A 16206-nucleotide genomic window follows, 5' to 3' on the forward strand; every position below is an offset into this window, starting at 1 on the left:
TCGCTTGGCGTGTCGTGAAATGGGAACTCGTGACGGTTCATAGTACGGCGGAGTCGTTCCACGGACGAACGGTAGGCCGTCGCTCCACAACGCCAAAGTCATCTCTCCTTGCCTGTCAGCCTTCTTCGACGGCTCGTGTCCCCGGCAGGGTCATGACCCGAATATACGAGCAAACGGCAGTGCATACGGGTCGCGTCACAGATGTGGCTTGGAGCAGGAGCGTAGGGGGCAAATCCAGCCACCCCGCGAGCAGCGGCTTGCCCAGCTCAGGCCCTGATCCCACATATTCCTCTGCCTCTCGAAGCAGACTGCGCGGGTTCGATTCCCGTCCATGGAGATGGTGGACAGTGGGCACGGACGCCGCCGAGCACTACTGTCGGACCAGTGCCCGATAGCCCGCCGCTCACCTACAAGAGGCCCGGGGTCACCGCGCCCGCCGAGGAAGTCTGGGACGCCGATCTCCCCGGGTATCGGCGGTTCAGCGTCACGGTGCCACTCGGCAACGGCGAGGAATTGTGGCAGCGGGTCAGGGTGGATGTGCTGAACTGGGAGATCAAGCAGCGCAGTGGTTTTCGTGTGGAAGCCGCAGACGGCTCGGGCTCGCCTACCGCATGGGAAGGCGGCCGCTATCGGATCGTCGCGCGTATCGGACCACTTCGCATCGTCGAACCCGCGCTCGTCGTCGCCGTGGTCGATACCCCCGACCGCTGCGGATTCGCCTACGGCACCCTGGCCGGGCATCCGGTCTCGGGTGAGGAGGCGTTCATCGTGCACCGCGATCCCGATGGCGGTGTCCACCTGACGCTTCGTTCCGTGACCGCGGCGGCACCACACGGTTTGTGGCGGAAGGCTTTTCCGGTCCTGCTGCTCGCTCAGCGCTGGTACCGCCGCCGATACCTGCGCGCATTGCGCTGACGCCCTATCGCGCCGGGAAGCGGCGACGATCAGTGCGACGTATCGCGGAAGACTCGCTCGCTGATCGCGTGCAACAACTTCACGTACCAACTCCAGCGGGCGGGCCTCGCGACGGTGCCGGTGAGATCACGCTCGGCCTTGTCGAAGCTGTCCTCGAGACAGGCGTCATGGAGCCAGCGGAACGCCAGGGGCCAGGTGAGGCGGGCGGGGCCGGTGGGCTGGATGGCCAGTGTGCGCCAGAGGGCGACGGTGCCGTCGGGGCCGGGGTGGACGGTGAACTCGTGGAAGCCGTCGAAACCACGCGGGCCGGTGAATCCGAACCGGACCCACTCGCCGGGCACGTAGTGCTGCACCGTGTACCGCACCGGCCCGTGGCCGCCGACCGCACCCACGCCGAGTGGCCGGTCGAACTCCATCGGCGGCCACTCTCCGGTCGGCCACAACCGGTCGTCCGGCCCGGCGAGCGAATCGATCAACGCTCCCGCTTCCGCCGCGGTCGAGAAAGCCGCCCGCATCGGCGACTCGGAAGCTGCTGCGGCGGCAGCGGAGCACGAATCAGCCCGCAGAGTGGCAACGCTCAGAACGCTCTCGGGTTTCGAACCCGTAGCAGGGCTCCGGGGCACGGTGGCGGAACTCAACACCGCCGCGATCATCCAAAAGACGATGGCCGATCTCAACCCCACATTCGACCCGACAGCGGCGCTCCGGAACACGATGGCGGATCTCAACATCGCCGCAGGGATCCAAGAGACGGTTGCGCCAGCGGTTCGGGCCAACACGACAACGGGCACTCCGGCCACGTCACCGTCTAGAAAGCCGCTGGAGATGACGACTGATCCAGCAGGACCTGTCGACGAATCTGAGGCAGCAAAGAAACCAGGTTCCGAGGCTACGAGCATGGATAACGACTGAGTTCAGCAGGAGTCGCGTTAACCCGATACCCCGGTACGCTCATTCCAGGGCGAAATCCGCTTCGATAAGCAGTTGACCGGAGCGAATTCCTCGGTCACCCGGGTTCCCATCTTCGTTGTGCCCTGCTGTGGGCACAACGAAGAAGGCCCACAATCGGATCGGCACTGGCCGACCGGAACCGCTAGATCGCGTAGGAACCTGCGATGACCAGGCGTTTTTCGGTTGCCCATGTTTTGTGTGTCCTGCCGAGGGCACGAGTCTGCGACGTTCAACCGTCGAGCCGGAAGCGACAAGCCAATGGGCCAGACCCACAGGCGAAACGGTTGCAGCGTAAGGAAGTTTGGATCGGAATTCTTGGCGTATTCTTGGTCGCAGCCTGCAGACAGAACAGGTCAGGCACGATGACCGTGCCCGACCTGCTGGTTATGCCCACCCATCTGGACTCGAACCAGAAACCTGCCGTCAGCAGTTCGAGGTGTCTCCATGATCACCGCTGGCTCCGCCTTTGGTTGGCAGTCGGCTTCGATTGAGATGGGTGTGGCGTGGAACAGCCCGCGAGTGCCGCGCCGAGATCTTCACCGAACTTGACGACCTCAAGGGTTGGGCGGCTGACTACCTAGCCGCACAACAGATCTTGGCAAGTTCTGGATACCTGTCCAGGTTCACGTACCTGCGCTCGTTGGTGGCTTCGGAGGCCAACTCCTAGGCGGCCGAGGCGATGCCCGGGGATGGATCGCCGAGGGCGGACAGCACAGGGCGAACCGAATTCCCACGTCACCTGAGTTCCCATCTTGGATGTGCCCCGCCGGGTACCGGTACCTGCGACTCTTGCTGAAAGCAGCACCGTAACAACCGGTCTCGGCCCGTGCACTACAGTTTCGCGGGCTGGTCACCATCTCGAAGCGTAAGGGGTTCTTCGCGGTCGCTGGGGATGTGAGCCTGTCACTGTGGGGCCGCCGCGGTCCAAACGCTCGCGGCGCCCGCTGCGGTGTCTGTCGATTATGGGCAGGTGAATTGTTGTTCAAGGCAGGGGTAACTGGGGGGCGACATCGGGCGCGGTCGACGAAAATGGTTCGGATCCAACACGTTCGGGGGACATATTCAGGTGGACAACTTTCCGGTGCAGGTCGGGCTGCTGGTCGCTGTGCTCGCGGTGTCGCTGCTGGTGTTCGTGCGGGGGTTCGTAGTCCGGCGCAGACAGATCGGCTTCCGCGTACCGCTGAACTCTCCGGTGACCGGCGAGATCGAGTCGGGGTTCCCGGGGGTGCTGTCGGGCCTCGGCGGGTCCCAGATGCCTGTGAAGGAACTGTCGATTGTGCTGATCCGCATCGAGAATATCGGCGTGACCAGTATTGAACCCACTGATTACGCGATGCCTGGTCGGGTCGGGCTGCAACTGTGTTTCCCGCAGTGTCAGGTGGTCGGTATGGCGGTGGCTGAGCTCAGTGACCCGTCGCTCGCGGACCCTTTGGGTTGCTACCCGGGCATCGGTGTCCGCGAGGACATACACGACGTCGGCATCATCGATCTGCCCAAGGTGCCGATGAATCGTGGGGACTTTTACACGATCCTTGCGGTCCTGCGGCGCAAGTCGGGATGGTCGATCAGCGGCTCGAACGGCGCATACCCGGAGCCGACGCTGCACGGCAAGCTCATAGGCGGGCGGGTCCGGCAGGTCCAGGGAACTGAAGGACAGCAGGCGCTGGGGCCGTTTCGTGGTTACGTTACTGGTGCGCGCCAACTTTGGAAGGGATTATTTATGAGCGTCGGGGTTGCCGTGCTGGCTGCTGCCACGGCCGCAGGCGACGAGCGTGGTATCGAGATCGCCGCTGTGGCAGCCTCGTCGGTTCCGGTTGTGGGTGCGGCGATGGTGGCGATGTCCGGATCGGAGCTCGGCAGTCTCGCCAATACTGATCTGCGGCGGACCCTACTGGTGTCGCAGGTATTGGCGGGATTGGCGGTGGTAGGTTTCGGCGTCGCGGTCGTACTGGGCATTTTCGGGCTGGGAACCGAGGCCAATGCCGTGTACGCAGCCCTAGCCGGAGGAACACTCGGTGGTGTGTCGCTGATGGTTGGGCATCGAGCATCGACCGCCCGACGCTATGCGCTGACACTGGAGATGGTGAACAGTATCGAAGACCCACATTTGCGGGACCGGACCCGAGCCCAGATTGCACTCGAAGTCAGCCACCGTGGGCCTGTTGGGCCTCCCGGCCAGGGCGAGATTGAGGCACCTGCCGACCAACACCGAGAATGAGGTTGTTGCTCTGAGTGCCCAATGATCCAGCTGGTGGCAGTAATCGCCCGGACGCCGATCACCAGCGAGCCTGGCGTGAACGCATGGCTGGCTGTGCTGGTGAATTCCGACGTCGATCATCGGCCAACTGTGACGTCGCGCAGCACGGTCGAGATCCGTTGGCATCGGCGAAAACTGACGTCACCGATTGGTGTGTCCCGGTGCCTCGGCGTGCCTACCGAACGCACGCTCATGCCGATTTCCGGGCATCGTCTGGTCCCGGGAAGATCGTGCTCATGACCGGATGGCAACTGCACGTGTCCCTGACAGAGCTGCGCAAATCCATCGACTTGCTCATCAGCGGCGGTCCACTCCCTGAGAACTCGACTTCCCCCACATGCGGCCATCATCATGACACGCAGCTCAGCCATGTCGGTCAACGCTGGCCGAGCACTCCGTTCAGCGAGGGCTGCCTCATCGAACTCAACGAAAACAATGTCGGGTACGCCCGCTGTACACGGAACCTCGAAGAGCGCATGCATTCGTTTGGTGAACAGTGTTGACGTCGCCAGATGGGCGAGCATGTCAGCTTCAGCACGGAACCGGTTCGCAGATACGGGCAACGGCGCTGTCACATCAGTCACTCTAGTCACACCGCCTCGGACGAGCCCTCCCCCTGAGGATGCTGACTTTACATGCCTACGACCCAACATGTGTCCACCTCATAGGCGACGGGATCCAGGTTCCAGGACCTGGCACGGCATCACCGCCAACTGCGAGATACTCCGCATCGACTACCAAACTGTCCCGAGCACGGTTCGCGCGTTCGACCTGCCGGGGTGCGCAACCTATGGTCACAGCGGGCGACGCCGCAAGATCATGCGGCGAACTTGACCCGCCCAAGAATTCCATCCCGCGACCGAAAACAATCACTGGACGGCGGAGTGAGATCCCCGGACAGGTTCTCACTGTCGACTGCGGCCGCATCGCCCATCGCGGCGGATCGGAACCACGACAGGGCGGTCCGCACGCCACATCCATCAAACACACAACCAAAACGGGGGGTTTACGGGGGGCCAGGACCGGAAAACAGGTCAGGCCCAGTCATTGACTGGGCCTGACCTGCTATTTCTGTGGAGCTAAGGGGACTCGAACCCCTGACCCCCACAAAGAGGTTCATGAGACTCATCGGTCCGGCGAGGCATCGATGTTCGGCGCAGACACCAACGATCACCCCCGCGACGGCAACGGAGGTGACCGCACCGACAGGCTTCGATATCGACGAATTACGTTCGGCCACAATGGAAATACAGCGCACAACGAGGAACACCCGTCAGGACCGAACTGCACGGCTTCCCCACCGAGCTACCCCGAACGCACCCCCACAACGAATACTCAACCCTCAATGACCCGCTCGTCAGAACGTCGAGTCGACCGGCGGCAACGCAGCCTCCCGGCCCACTGCGCCCGAGACGGTCCGTGACATCCGAGCCGACGACTGAACAGGGGAAAGGCTACGCGATCCACGATGCCCCATCGGCTCCGCAAGCAGTCCTCCCCCAGTAGGCACCCGACGCCGACATCACATCGACGACGAAAGCGCGGGGTAGCCGGGGGGCTGGCTCGAGTCTGCGCCCACACCCTCGAACCACCACCAAACGATACGCAACCTGCACCACGAGTTACCTCGAACGCGCGGCAATGTCGATGAGCGTGCGTTTGCCGAACACGCCGCGCCGAGGCGCATCGCGCCTATTGTGTGCACGCGAGAGCAGAAGCAGAACCGCAGGAGAGGCGGAGCCGCTGTGTCACATGAGGACAACAAGCAAGCGGCGCACCGCGCTCTGGTGGACCGCGTCCTGAATGGACAGGCAGAGCATCTGCGGACCCGCATGCCATGCCTTCCGCCACGCCGAATCGCTCAGCACCGCAGCGCAATTAGGCCAAGATTGCAACGATTTCACGCCGAAGTCTGCCACACGAATGTCTGCCCACATCGGTCGCTGGGGTCGTCGAGCTCCAGCAAGTCTGTGACCGGACCGGGGAGCCTCGTCAACGAAATCGGCTCGGGCGACCGATGATCGGCCGGTCGAGTTCGGCTGTGGTTGGATGGGTGCGTGCTCAACGGTTCCGCGGTCAATTCGGCGGTCGATCGTGTCTTCACCATGGCGACGGTGGAGGAGTCTCAGTCACTGGATGGGTTGGTGGAGGCCGTTTCTCGGTTTCGGGGGCGGCCGTTGCGGGTGATCGAGGATTCGGCGCTGCCGGCTGGGGTGTTCGCGCAGTGGGTTCACTTTCGGGATCACGATGAGGTGAGTGTCGCGTCCTGGGTACAGACTCGGGATCGGACTGTCGCGCACGAGCTCGGTCATATCGTGCTGGGGCATCAGGGTCGGCCGGTGCTGGAGCTGGCACAGGCCGTGCTGCCGGCAGAGGTGCACGATATGGCTGCGCTGATGTTGCGCAGAGAGTGCGGGAATTCGGCTGCGGCCGAAGAGGAATCGGCTGCGGAACAATTCGCGAGCCTGCTGTTGAATCGGTTGCAGAGGATCGGTCGCAAAGAGCCGCGGTTGCGGTCTCGCTGGGGTGAGGCGCTGGGGTGAACGCAATGGTTCTGGCGCCCTTGATGTGGATCGCCGTGGTCAGCCGGGCGTGGCGGTGGTGGTGGTCGCGCAGCTGGGTGCTGGGGAGCACGGCGGTTGCATTGGGCGTTGTCGCCGTGCATTTGAGTCTCAATATCCCGGCGGTGGAAACGCTGGTGCAGGCTGTCGTGCCGATTTCCAATTTTTCGACCGGACTGCGCATGGTGCTGTTCAATCTGATGGCTGCCTCCTCGGGTGTGCTGGCATTGGCCGTGACGAGCGATCCGGAGAGGCTGGTGCGCGGGGCACGCGTACTCGGCCTGATCGCGGTGGCCGGTTCGGTGGTGGCATTGGCGATTTTCGCCTGCGCGCCAACGGTTCCGCAGGCGGCAGGGGGATTCGAGTTCGACATCTCGTACAGTCATCTGCCCGGATACGCCGAGGCTGGCATCGCCGGTGCGCTGTTCCCGGCGTTGCTGTGCCCGGCGCTGATGGTGATGACCGCCCGTGCAGCGGACGTGCGCAGCCTGACCGGCTGGAGTTTGACCCTGCTGTCGGTGGGGCTGGCGGCGGCGACAGTGTGGGCGTGGATTCGGCTGAGCTACTTCGTGGCGGCGCGCTATCTCGGTGCGCCACAGCTGCCGGCGGTGTTCGAGGTGACCCGGGCGGTTTCCGCGGTGGGCGTGCTGGTGATCTTCGTCGGCATGATGTTGTCGCCGATCGTGTCGTGGGTGCGTGCGAAGCGGACCTTGTGGGCGATCGGCCCGCTACATCGGGAGTTGATGTCGCGCCGGCCCGGGGTGCGCCAGCCGTCCCGCCGGGGCAGTAGCGCCGATGAGCGGGCCGGTGACCGGGTCACCGAGTTGCTGGACGCGTTGAGTATGGAAGCCGAGAGCGCCGCACAGCCCAGCGGTTCTGTCGCCGATATGACGGAAGTGGCTGCGGCAGTGGCAGATTGGCTTCTACACGGGCGGCTGTCGCCCGCGTTGAGTAGCGCCGGTATTCGATCGGCGGTACTCGAGGCGGAGCTCGACCGCACGTGGGCGTTGACCTTGGCACGGAAATATCGGGATGGACAACGGGAGGTTTCGGCGTGACGGAAACGATGGCGCCGCAGGCGCGCGCGGCTCGGGTGATCACTGAGCTCGGGGCGCCATGGGTGATCAATATCGTTACCGGGACGGTCGCCGGATTTGCTGTGGGCGCTCCCGGGTGGGGGCTTTTCGTCGCCGCGATCACGGGTGGGATCCCGATGATCATCATCCTGGCCGGTGTGCGGCGCGGTATCGCGAGCGATCACCATGTGACCGATATCGACGGTCGGCGCTGGGTGATTCCCGCGATTCTGGGCATCGTGGGTGTGGGCCTGATCGTCGAGATCATGCAGGGCGCCCCGCGCGATCTGATCGCATGGACGGTGGCCGGGCTGGTTGTCCTGTTCGGCATCGGAATCGTGACCGTGATCGGCAAATGGAAGGTGAGCGTCCATACCGCCGTGAGCGCGGGAACCACGGTCCTGCTGGCGTTGATCGCGTCACCGTGGTTCCTGGCCGCCTTGCCGCTGACTATCGTCAATGGATGGTCACGAGTGTGGCTGGGTGACCACACTCGCGGACAGGTCGTCGTCGGCTCCTTCGTGGGCGCGGCGCTCGCCGCTGCGGCCTATCAGCTGGCGTCCTGAAATCAGCGGTCCGCGTCGCCTTCGGCAGTGCTGCGGCGGAGCTCCCGGAACCCGACCTTGAACACCCTGGAAGGGTCGTAGCTGCGGGCCGCGACCTGTTCGGCACCCGAATCGCGGATCGCACTGATCCAATCAATATGACGCCGGATCTCCGCATAGGACTCCGGTGACCCGAAATAGTCGATCGGAACGCGGAATACGGTGGCGATATCGGTCACCGTCGGCAACGTGGGTGAACGTCGCTTACCTGACAACAGTTGTGACATGTAGCCGGTGGTCATCCGGCCACCGTTGGCCCGGATCATGTCGACCACCTCGGTCTGACTGTATGGGCCCCGTCCGCGCGGATACACCGTCGCGAAGAGAAACCTCAGTCGTTCGGCAAACGCCGGGCCGACTTCGGGTTCCGCTGGCGCGTCATTGTTTTCGAGGTTCGACATAGCCCCGGACCTCCTCCTTCTCGATCGCCCGTCGGCGCACCCGCCCGGCAAACTCCATGGCTACCTTATCCACACTCACAACTTGCTTCTGCAACTTGCAATAGCAAGCTACGCCGCTTAAGGTCACCATAGCCGTCCTGACCGGTCGGCATGGGACAGTCCCGTCCATCAGGGAGTCCCGGTTCGCTCGTGAAGGGGGCAAGCGAACCATCCGAGGTTGGCAGGGCCGGGTTGTGCACACTGGCGTGCATCCCGGCACCTGCTGCAGGGGGTTCGAGTCAGCAGGCAGCACCCTCCGGCGCCGACTCGGCCGATCCGGAGCAGAACAACGGGAAGCCGATGCCCATGATCCGCCCCGACGGACTCAGCGACCCGACCACCACGGTGGCGTTCTCCATGGGCCGGTGAATCCCCCCGTTACCTTCTTCGTGGTCCTGAACCAGGGCTACGGTCGCCAGGCCCGGTATGACTTCTTGCCCCTGTCTCCCGCATGATCCGGGGGGTGGCGTCGCCGCGGCCTGGCGGCGTCGATGGACCGCTGATGGGGACAGGGCCGAACGTAGGGCGAACATCACGCGGTCGGGCTCGATTCGGCCGGAAAACGATTGCCACCGTTGGCTCCTTATCGTGGTCGACTCAGCGGTCCCCATCTTCGACCCGGCGACAGAAGCGTCTCGACGAACTGCCCGCCTGCTCAGAGCCGCAGTCCCACCCGGTTCGTCGGTTGCCCGACGGCACGTTTCTACGATTTTTCTACGATTTTCAGGCGGGTCAGCACGGGCAGCTGTGGTAACGAAAGGAGATCATCGGGTGCCAGAAACAGTCATCTACCTGCATGAACAGGGAAGGCATGGGAAACGTTGGGCGACGTCGGGAACCTGCGGAAACGCTGTGCCGACTTCATGACCAACAAAGCCTTGGACGAAGCGCTAGGCTTCATCCCAGCCACAGGCATACTGCCCGGCAAAGACAACGGCACTGCCTGCCTGCAGCGGGTATTCAGCTTCGATCATCAACCGCCCACCCGAAAACCGCAGGTCATCCCCGTTCCCATGTTCGATGTGCCCTGCCGGGGGCACGAACCTGCGACGACGGTAACCACAGCAGGTACACGACCGCCCCCGTCGCACCGGTCAAACAGAATCCAGTACCCAAAACGGGGGGTAAGCGGGGGGTCAGACACAAAAAAACAGGTCAGGCCCGGTCTGAGACCGGGCCTGACCTGTTATTTCTGTGGAGCTAAGGGGACTCGAACCCCTGACCCCCACACTGCCAGTGTGGTGCGCTACCAGCTGCGCCATAGCCCCGAGATGTTCGCGTTCGGTTTCCCTCGCGCTTGAAGAAAGTTACACCACTGCGTGTCAGCAACCAAATCGCCTAGATATGGGGCTAGCGGGGTGACTGACGGGGCAGTAGAATCGAACATATGTTCGAAGACAATCGGATCTCCTCCATGGACTTCGGGGCCATGAGTGACGAGGGGCTGATCGACGCCCTTCGGACGGCGCACGGAGCGGTTGCGGCGGCGCAGGCGGCCGAGGTGTTCGCGGTGCGGGAGTTGTATCGGCGGCATCGGGCCGAGAGTGCGGAGCCAGGGCCGGGCGGGGTGCGGGCCGGGGAGTTCGCGGCGGCCGAGGCGGCGGTGGCGTTGCATGCGGATGAGGCGACGGCGGGGGCGCTGATCGATATCGGGCTGGCGCTCGAGGAGTCGTTACCGCGGACGCGGGTGGCATTCGGCGCGGGGCGGATCGATCTGGCGAAGGTGCGGGTGATCGTGGACAGCACGCGGGCGCTCACGCAGGAGGTGATCGATGCGCTGGAGCCGAGGTTGATCGAGGCGGCGGGGCGGACCAATCCTTTGCGGCTGCGGCAGGCCGCGCGGCGATGGGCGGCGCGGCTGGATCCCGGTGGGGCGCAACGGCGGCGAGAGCGGCGACAGGATGATCGGGATGTGCGGATCAGGGCCGTGCAGGACAGTATGGCGGTCTTCGACGGGCTATTGCCCGCACCGGGAGCGCAGACGGTGGCGATGCGGCTGCGCGAGATGAGCCTTCAGGTGTGCGCGAGAGATCCACGGACCATGCCGCAGCGGCGCGCGGATGCGTTGGTGGCGTTGGCGGACGGATCGGGCGGGTTGCGGTGCATGTGTGGGCGGGGTGAGCGGTGTCCCAGGTCCGGGACGCCGATCGAACAGCCGCGCAGGCCGCTGATCCAGATCGGGATTCCGGCCGATTCGCTGTTCGGAATGCGGGAGGCGCCCGCATTCCTCGCGGGGTACGGGCCCATCGACGCCGCACTGGCGCGGCTACTCGCCGAGCAGGCTCACTTCCAGGTGATTCCCAAGCAGACCGAGGACGGCGATCCGGCGACGACGGTGGACGTCGCCCGGCAGGAGTCGGAAGTGCGGGCGGTCGATGGGATGTGCCGGTTCCCGGGGTGCGTCATGCCCGCGGCCGAGTCCGAACTGGATCAGCACCCGCCCTTCGGTATTCGGCGACGCGGGCCTGCCTCGCGCGCCCATTACGCCGTGCTGTGCTCGCGACACCACCGCCTGAAGTCATTGGCGGACAGCGGGAAGTCACGCTGGCGCGCTTGGCGGGCCGACCTCGACCGGTTGCAATGGACAGCACCGACCGGCGACGTGCACACCACCGTGCGCGAAGGCGCTCGATATCTGTTCCCGCACACCGATATCGACGCTCCCCCGCCGCTGAGCACCGTGGTGCACCGATTCGATCCGGAAGCCGAACCGCGACCGTTCTCGGGCGACCGTCCGACCGCCGAGGATCTCTCGTACCCACTCGCCGGTCATCTCCCGCTGCACGGGCAGCTGTCCCGGCTCGCACCCGAGGACGACATCCCCGAAGACGCCCCGGAACCGACCGGGACCACCCTCTGAGGATCGCCGGTAGCCCAGAGCACCCGCCGAGGTAGGCGGGTGACCCGAAGTAGGTGGCTACGGCGCGACCCCGGTTCGTGAGGGGAACCGGGGTGCCTCACCCGCCGCATCCGTCCCAACCGACCTCTACCCCTTCGGCGAATACGCAACTACCGCCGAAATCGGCGGTATCGAACCCGCCCCGTGCGCGCCGAAGCGTAGTGAACGGCCGATTCCGACCACGGTGCGGAGATGGACGTACTCGTCGAGCCAGACTGTGTGCGCCGACACGCGGCATCGATCGACGAAACTGGCGAGCATGCTGGTCGAGGCGGCCGCGGATCAACGGGTCAGATCGACGACCCAGGTCTCGTTGTTCACGTCGATCCGGTCGGCGCCTTCGAAGATGGCGGGTGTCGCGGCGCGCCCGCCCAGCCGCGAATTCAGGTCATCGAGCGCGGTCTTGGCATTCGCCTTGGCCGCGTCGACCTTCGCACCGGAACCGACGCATTGCACGACGCCCTCGGGAGCACCGGCGGCACGGGCCATCTCGGCCAGCTCCTGGTTGGTGAGGTCGCCGCTGCCCTCCCTGGGCTGCCTGCTGACGAACATCAGCTCGTGGAACTTCGAGTAGGTCGGACCCGAACCGGCCTCGGCCACGCACTCGTTCGCGGCGATGGCGCGGGTCGAGTAGTCCTTGCTGCCGGAACGGGGGTCGAGGAAGTTCACGTAGTGGTAGCGGACGGCGAGCTTGCCCTCGTCGATCTGCTGCGCGAGTTCCTGACCGTAGATGCGCTCGACCTGACCGCAGGCCGGGCACAGCGGATCCTCGTAGACATCGATCGTCTTCGCGGCATCCGGGCGGCCGAGCAGGACCGCACCGTCCGGTGCGAGCACCGAGATCACGGCCGAGTTGTGCACCGGGCCGTACCCGTCGTTGCGCACGGTGGCCTCATCCTCACGACCCCAGCGCATCGCCAGGATCACGATCAGCACGATGAGGACGATCGCCACACCACCGAGCGCGTAGGTGGTGGTGCTGGACATCGGTCGCGGCGTGTATTTCGGAGACGACTGACTCACGCCCACCACTCTGCCCCAACCGCCCGCGCCGCCTCCCGCCGGGAGGTCGGATCGGTGTGTCCACGCACCTGGACGGCACACACCGGCTAGCTGGTCCGCAGCACCGCGGCGTCGGCGAGCCAGGACAATGCCCCCGCGACCTCGACGGGGAACGGCGCATCGATCAGCGCGTGCTTGGCTTGTTCCCACCGCGTCGTGATCATCTCCTCCACCCGGGGCCGTGCGGCGGCGGTCAGGATGGCGCGGCAGGAATCCGCCTGCCGCTCATCCAGATCCGGGTTGCCGAGCAGCTCGCGCAACCGTGCCGCATCGGCCGTGGTCGCATGTTCGAGAGCCAATGCGACCAAGGCGGTGTGCTTGCCGTCGCGCAGGTCCTCCAGATTGGATTTGCCGCTGCGCGCGGGATCGCCGTACACGCCGAGGAGGTCGTCGCGGAGCTGGAAGGCCTCGCCGAGCGGACGGGCGTATGCGGTGAGCGCCACCCGGACCGCGGGTGACGCGCCCGCAAGCGCGGCACCGAGTTGCAGTGGGCGATCGCAGGTATACGAAACGGTCTTGTAGCGAACGATTTCCAGCGCGCGGTCGAGATCGCTGCTCGGGCAGGCGGTGGCAAGCAGGTCGAGGTACTGGCCGTACATCACATCGGCGCGCATGGAATCGAGCACTGTCAGCGCGGCCCCGAGTTGTGACGCGGTCAGCCGCGCCGTATGCAGGAGTTCCGCGGCCCAGACCATCGCGAGATCGCCCAGCACGATGGCGGCATGGGTGCCGAAGCGATCCGGATCGCGGCGGTCGCGGTGCCGATCGGTCAGCGTCCGGTGGACGGTCGGGCGGTCCCGACGGGTGTCGCTGTCATCGATGATGTCGTCGTGGATGAGCACCGAGGCGTGGAACAGTTCGACAGAAGCCGCGGCACGCACCACCGGCTCCGGCACCGCGGGGTCTCCGCCGCCCGCCAGCCAGCCGAGAACGCACAGTAGCGGGCGTATTCGCTTGCCCCCGGCGAAGAGGAAGCCGTGCAGCGTGACGATCACCTCTTCGGGAAGTCGTGCGGCCGCGCCGCTGCCCGCCTTCTCCCGCACGAAGGAGTCCAGCTCCGCATCGACCCGCGTTCGGATCGCGTCCAGATCCAGCGTCGTCGAACCGATGGCCGTCCCGGATGTCGCACTCATGGCACCACACTTTCGCCGAGGTGGGTTGGGGTGAGAAGTTCGTCGATACATGCGCCCCCGGTGCCCAGCCCGCTCGGGCGCAGCAGTGCCGACAGCCGGGACGCGGCGGCGGGGACAGGCGAACCAGCCGGGCGATACCGTGCTTCGAGCTCCGTCGCCCGGTACCGGCCGGTTACCTCATGCCAGTGCAGGATGCCCGCCATCCAGTCCTGGAGTTCGACGACGCGCCGGTCCAGACTCGCGCGCGCGGCGGCATCGAGGTCCGATTCCGTGTAGAGGACCGGCATTTCGACGGTGACAATGCGGTCGAACTGCCGAATCCGCGCCGTCAACAGGTCATTGACCATGCCGACGGCCTCGTCCCTGCCGCATTCGAAGAAATTGCGCAGTACCCGAACGGCATTGTGGAGGTCGCCTTCGTACTCCGCCTCCTTCTGATAGGAATACAGATCGTTCACCAGGGCCCCGAAATCGGCGGCCGTGTTCTCCAGGTCCAGGATGGTTTGCTTCCGACGGACCTCGGACAGCACCGGATCGCGCTTGGACAGACGCGACATCGCCTTGGTCACGTCCGAACCGAAGGTCCGCCGACGCATCTCGATGTAGTCGACCGGATCCGGGATGCGGTCGGCGACGTCATTGATGACCTCCCATTCGCAGCCCTCGATGAAACGCATAACCGCTGAGCGCAATTCGAGGCGCTGTGCGCCGTTGAGGTCGGCCGTGGTCCGCTGCCACAGATCGGCCAGCCCGCGCTCCATGGTGTTGGCCGCCGGTGGACAACCGGAATCGTCCAACGGCATGGAGTCCGACAAGCGTGTGGTCTGCGCTCGGGCCGCCGCCGCATTCCGGCGTCGGCCGAACACCTGCGGATAGTAGTCGTCGAGGTAGGTGCCCCAGGCCAGCCAGGCGGCGGAAATATCCAGCTCATCGGCGGTGGCATCGGGGTCCATACCTGCCGAGCACAGCGCGAAATCGAACTGGCACAGGTCATTCGGTGTCCACAGGGGAAGTCCGCCAAGGTCGGGCACCGGCTCGTACAGACCGATTTCGCGGCCCCACACCAGCAGGGTGGTCCGGGCGGAGTCCAGCAGTGGATTCAATCGCAGCGGGTAGGGCATGTAGATCTCCGGTAGCGGAGTCGGTCCGACCGGTTCGAAGCGTGCGTGCACGAAGCTCCTCATCCGCACCCGCTCCGAACGGGGTACGGACGCGGGTACGCGCGCGGCGGAACTGCCGAGGCCGGTGGGCCGTGAGAATCCGATTCCGGAACCGGCGGCGACCGTACCGCCCTTGTTCATGTACCTGCTGGAGCGCATATGCCATTCGTGGCCGCCGGATTGCCAGTCCTGCAAGCCTTTCGCGTAGGCGTATACGGCCATCTGTTCAGCGGGTCCGACCGTATTTCTGGCGAACAGCATCGGCACCTCGGTGAGCGCGGTGTGCTCGAACTGCTGTAGCCGCGAGGTCAGCAGGTCGTTGACCAGATTCGCCGCGGACTGGGTGTCGTAGCCGAAGAAGCGCTCGACCACGAGGATGCCGTTGGCGTTCTCACCCTCGGCCCGCACCTCCCGTTCATAGGAGAAGATGTCGTTGCGCAGGTGCACCGCATCGGCAAAGGTATCGCGCAGCACCTCCAGCGGCCGGGTTGCCGCGAGGCTCGCGGGCACCTCCGCGCCGACCGCGTGTTCCACCAGGTTGGCCGACCACGGCGCGCCGCCGACCTGACGGCGCATCTCGATGTATTCGATCGGGTTCGCGACACGGTCCTCGGAGATATTGGCCAGCTCCCAGCGCGATTCCTCCAGCAGTGCCCGGGTCGTCGCGGCGAATCGGCGACGCCAGTCCATCGACATCGGCGGCACCGTGCGGGCCCACAGGTCCGCCAACCCCCGTTCGACCGGGTTGGTCGGCTCCGGTGTCGGCCCGCCGTCGAGCGGCATGAATTCGCGCAGCCGATCCAGATAGTCCTTGGCGCCCTTGGTATCCCGGGTCCGCTTGAACAGTTCGAGGAAGTGATCGTCGAAGTAGAACACCCACACGTACCAGTCGGTAATGAGATCCAGCTCCGGTCCGTCGCAATCCGGATGGGTGTACGCGCAGAGCAGTCCGTAGTCGTGTCGCTCCAGATCGCTCGGACCCCAGATGCGGTGTCCGAGTTGATCATCGAAGAACCCCATATCGGCCGCCCACCGCCTGGTGTGTGCGCGTGCCCGGTCCACATTCGGGTTGAGCCGAGCCGGATAGGGCATATAGAACTCGGGAAGTTCGAAGGGCTGCAAGGCATCTCCTGTGGTCGGCATGCGG

The 16206-nt window shown here is 65.1% G+C and carries 13 protein-coding genes and 1 tRNA gene; 7 read left to right on the plus strand and 7 right to left on the minus strand.

What is annotated here, in order from left to right; genetic code table 11:
- Positions 1 to 384 precede the first annotated feature (384 nt).
- Positions 385 to 915 (plus strand): DUF1990 domain-containing protein, encoded by a 531-nt coding sequence (locus tag AB0H61_RS21545; protein ID WP_357307159.1) that lies wholly within the window; start codon positions 385 to 387, stop codon positions 913 to 915.
- Positions 916 to 944: 29 nt separating this feature from the next.
- On the opposite strand, the gene AB0H61_RS21550 is transcribed toward AB0H61_RS21545, so the two are convergent.
- Positions 945 to 1430 (minus strand): SRPBCC family protein, encoded by a 486-nt coding sequence (locus tag AB0H61_RS21550; protein WP_357307161.1) that lies wholly within the window; start codon positions 1428 to 1430, stop codon positions 945 to 947.
- A 109-nt stretch (positions 1431 to 1539) separates the two neighbouring features.
- Here AB0H61_RS21550 and AB0H61_RS21555 point away from each other — a divergent pair, with 109 nt between their 5' ends.
- Both AB0H61_RS21555 and AB0H61_RS21560 read left to right on the plus strand, forming a co-directional pair.
- A complete protein-coding gene (locus AB0H61_RS21555; RefSeq protein WP_357307163.1) occupies positions 1540 to 1827 on the plus strand; it encodes a hypothetical protein in 288 nt (95 codons plus the stop codon).
- A 1105-nt stretch (positions 1828 to 2932) separates the two neighbouring features.
- Complete coding sequence (locus AB0H61_RS21560) at positions 2933 to 4084, plus strand: hypothetical protein (RefSeq protein WP_357307165.1); 1152 nt, start codon at positions 2933 to 2935, stop codon at positions 4082 to 4084.
- Positions 4085 to 4200: 116 nt separating this feature from the next.
- On the opposite strand, the gene AB0H61_RS21565 is transcribed toward AB0H61_RS21560, so the two are convergent.
- Positions 4201 to 4698 (minus strand): hypothetical protein, encoded by a 498-nt coding sequence (locus tag AB0H61_RS21565; protein ID WP_357307167.1) that lies wholly within the window; start codon positions 4696 to 4698, stop codon positions 4201 to 4203.
- Positions 4699 to 6180: 1482 nt separating this feature from the next.
- On the opposite strand from AB0H61_RS21565, the gene AB0H61_RS21570 reads away from it, so the two are divergent.
- Genes AB0H61_RS21570 through AB0H61_RS21580 form a run of 3 tightly spaced genes read left to right on the plus strand, consistent with a single transcriptional unit; the run spans position 6181 to position 8326 of the window.
- Positions 6181 to 6666, plus strand: a complete 486-nt coding sequence (locus AB0H61_RS21570) for a hypothetical protein (protein ID WP_357307169.1) — start codon at positions 6181 to 6183, stop codon at positions 6664 to 6666.
- Positions 6663 to 7742, plus strand: a complete 1080-nt coding sequence (locus AB0H61_RS21575; RefSeq protein WP_357307171.1) for a hypothetical protein — start codon at positions 6663 to 6665, stop codon at positions 7740 to 7742. Before AB0H61_RS21570 ends, AB0H61_RS21575 begins: the two co-directional genes overlap by 4 nt.
- Positions 7739 to 8326 (plus strand): phosphatase PAP2 family protein, encoded by a 588-nt coding sequence (locus tag AB0H61_RS21580; protein ID WP_357307173.1) that lies wholly within the window; start codon positions 7739 to 7741, stop codon positions 8324 to 8326. The genes AB0H61_RS21575 and AB0H61_RS21580 overlap by 4 nt, the downstream gene beginning before the upstream one ends.
- Before the next feature lie 2 nt (positions 8327 to 8328).
- Here the strand turns inward: AB0H61_RS21580 and AB0H61_RS21585 are convergent, their stop codons facing one another.
- Positions 8329 to 8766 carry a helix-turn-helix domain-containing protein gene (locus AB0H61_RS21585; RefSeq protein ID WP_357307175.1) on the minus strand — a complete coding sequence of 146 codons (438 nt, stop codon included), beginning with the start codon at positions 8764 to 8766 and terminating at the stop codon, positions 8329 to 8331.
- 1234 nt (positions 8767 to 10000) lie between these two features.
- Positions 10001 to 10073 (minus strand) — tRNA-Ala (locus AB0H61_RS21590).
- Positions 10074 to 10192: 119 nt separating this feature from the next.
- Here AB0H61_RS21590 and AB0H61_RS21595 point away from each other — a divergent pair.
- On the plus strand, positions 10193 to 11665 hold the full coding sequence (locus tag AB0H61_RS21595) for a DUF222 domain-containing protein (RefSeq protein ID WP_357307177.1): 1473 nt from the start codon (positions 10193 to 10195) through the stop codon (positions 11663 to 11665).
- 321 nt (positions 11666 to 11986) lie between these two features.
- On the opposite strand, the gene AB0H61_RS21600 is transcribed toward AB0H61_RS21595, so the two are convergent.
- From AB0H61_RS21600 to AB0H61_RS21610, 3 genes are all read right to left on the minus strand, one after another.
- The gene (locus AB0H61_RS21600) at positions 11987 to 12727 is read right to left on the minus strand and encodes a thioredoxin domain-containing protein (RefSeq protein WP_357307179.1); all 741 of its coding nucleotides are present in this window, start codon (positions 12725 to 12727) and stop codon (positions 11987 to 11989) included.
- An 86-nt stretch (positions 12728 to 12813) separates the two neighbouring features.
- Entirely contained in the window at positions 12814 to 13899 is a 1086-nt protein-coding gene (locus AB0H61_RS21605; RefSeq protein ID WP_357307181.1) for a polyprenyl synthetase family protein, read from the minus strand.
- Positions 13896 to 16202, minus strand: coding sequence for a germacradienol/geosmin synthase (locus tag AB0H61_RS21610; RefSeq protein WP_357307182.1), 2307 nt, complete (start codon positions 16200 to 16202; stop codon positions 13896 to 13898). The genes AB0H61_RS21605 and AB0H61_RS21610 overlap by 4 nt, the downstream gene beginning before the upstream one ends.
- Positions 16203 to 16206 lie beyond the last annotated feature (4 nt).

The organism is Nocardia sp. NPDC050710, from assembly GCF_040654375.1.
In the GTDB taxonomy this organism is placed as follows: Bacteria; Actinomycetota; Actinomycetes; order Mycobacteriales; family Mycobacteriaceae; genus Nocardia.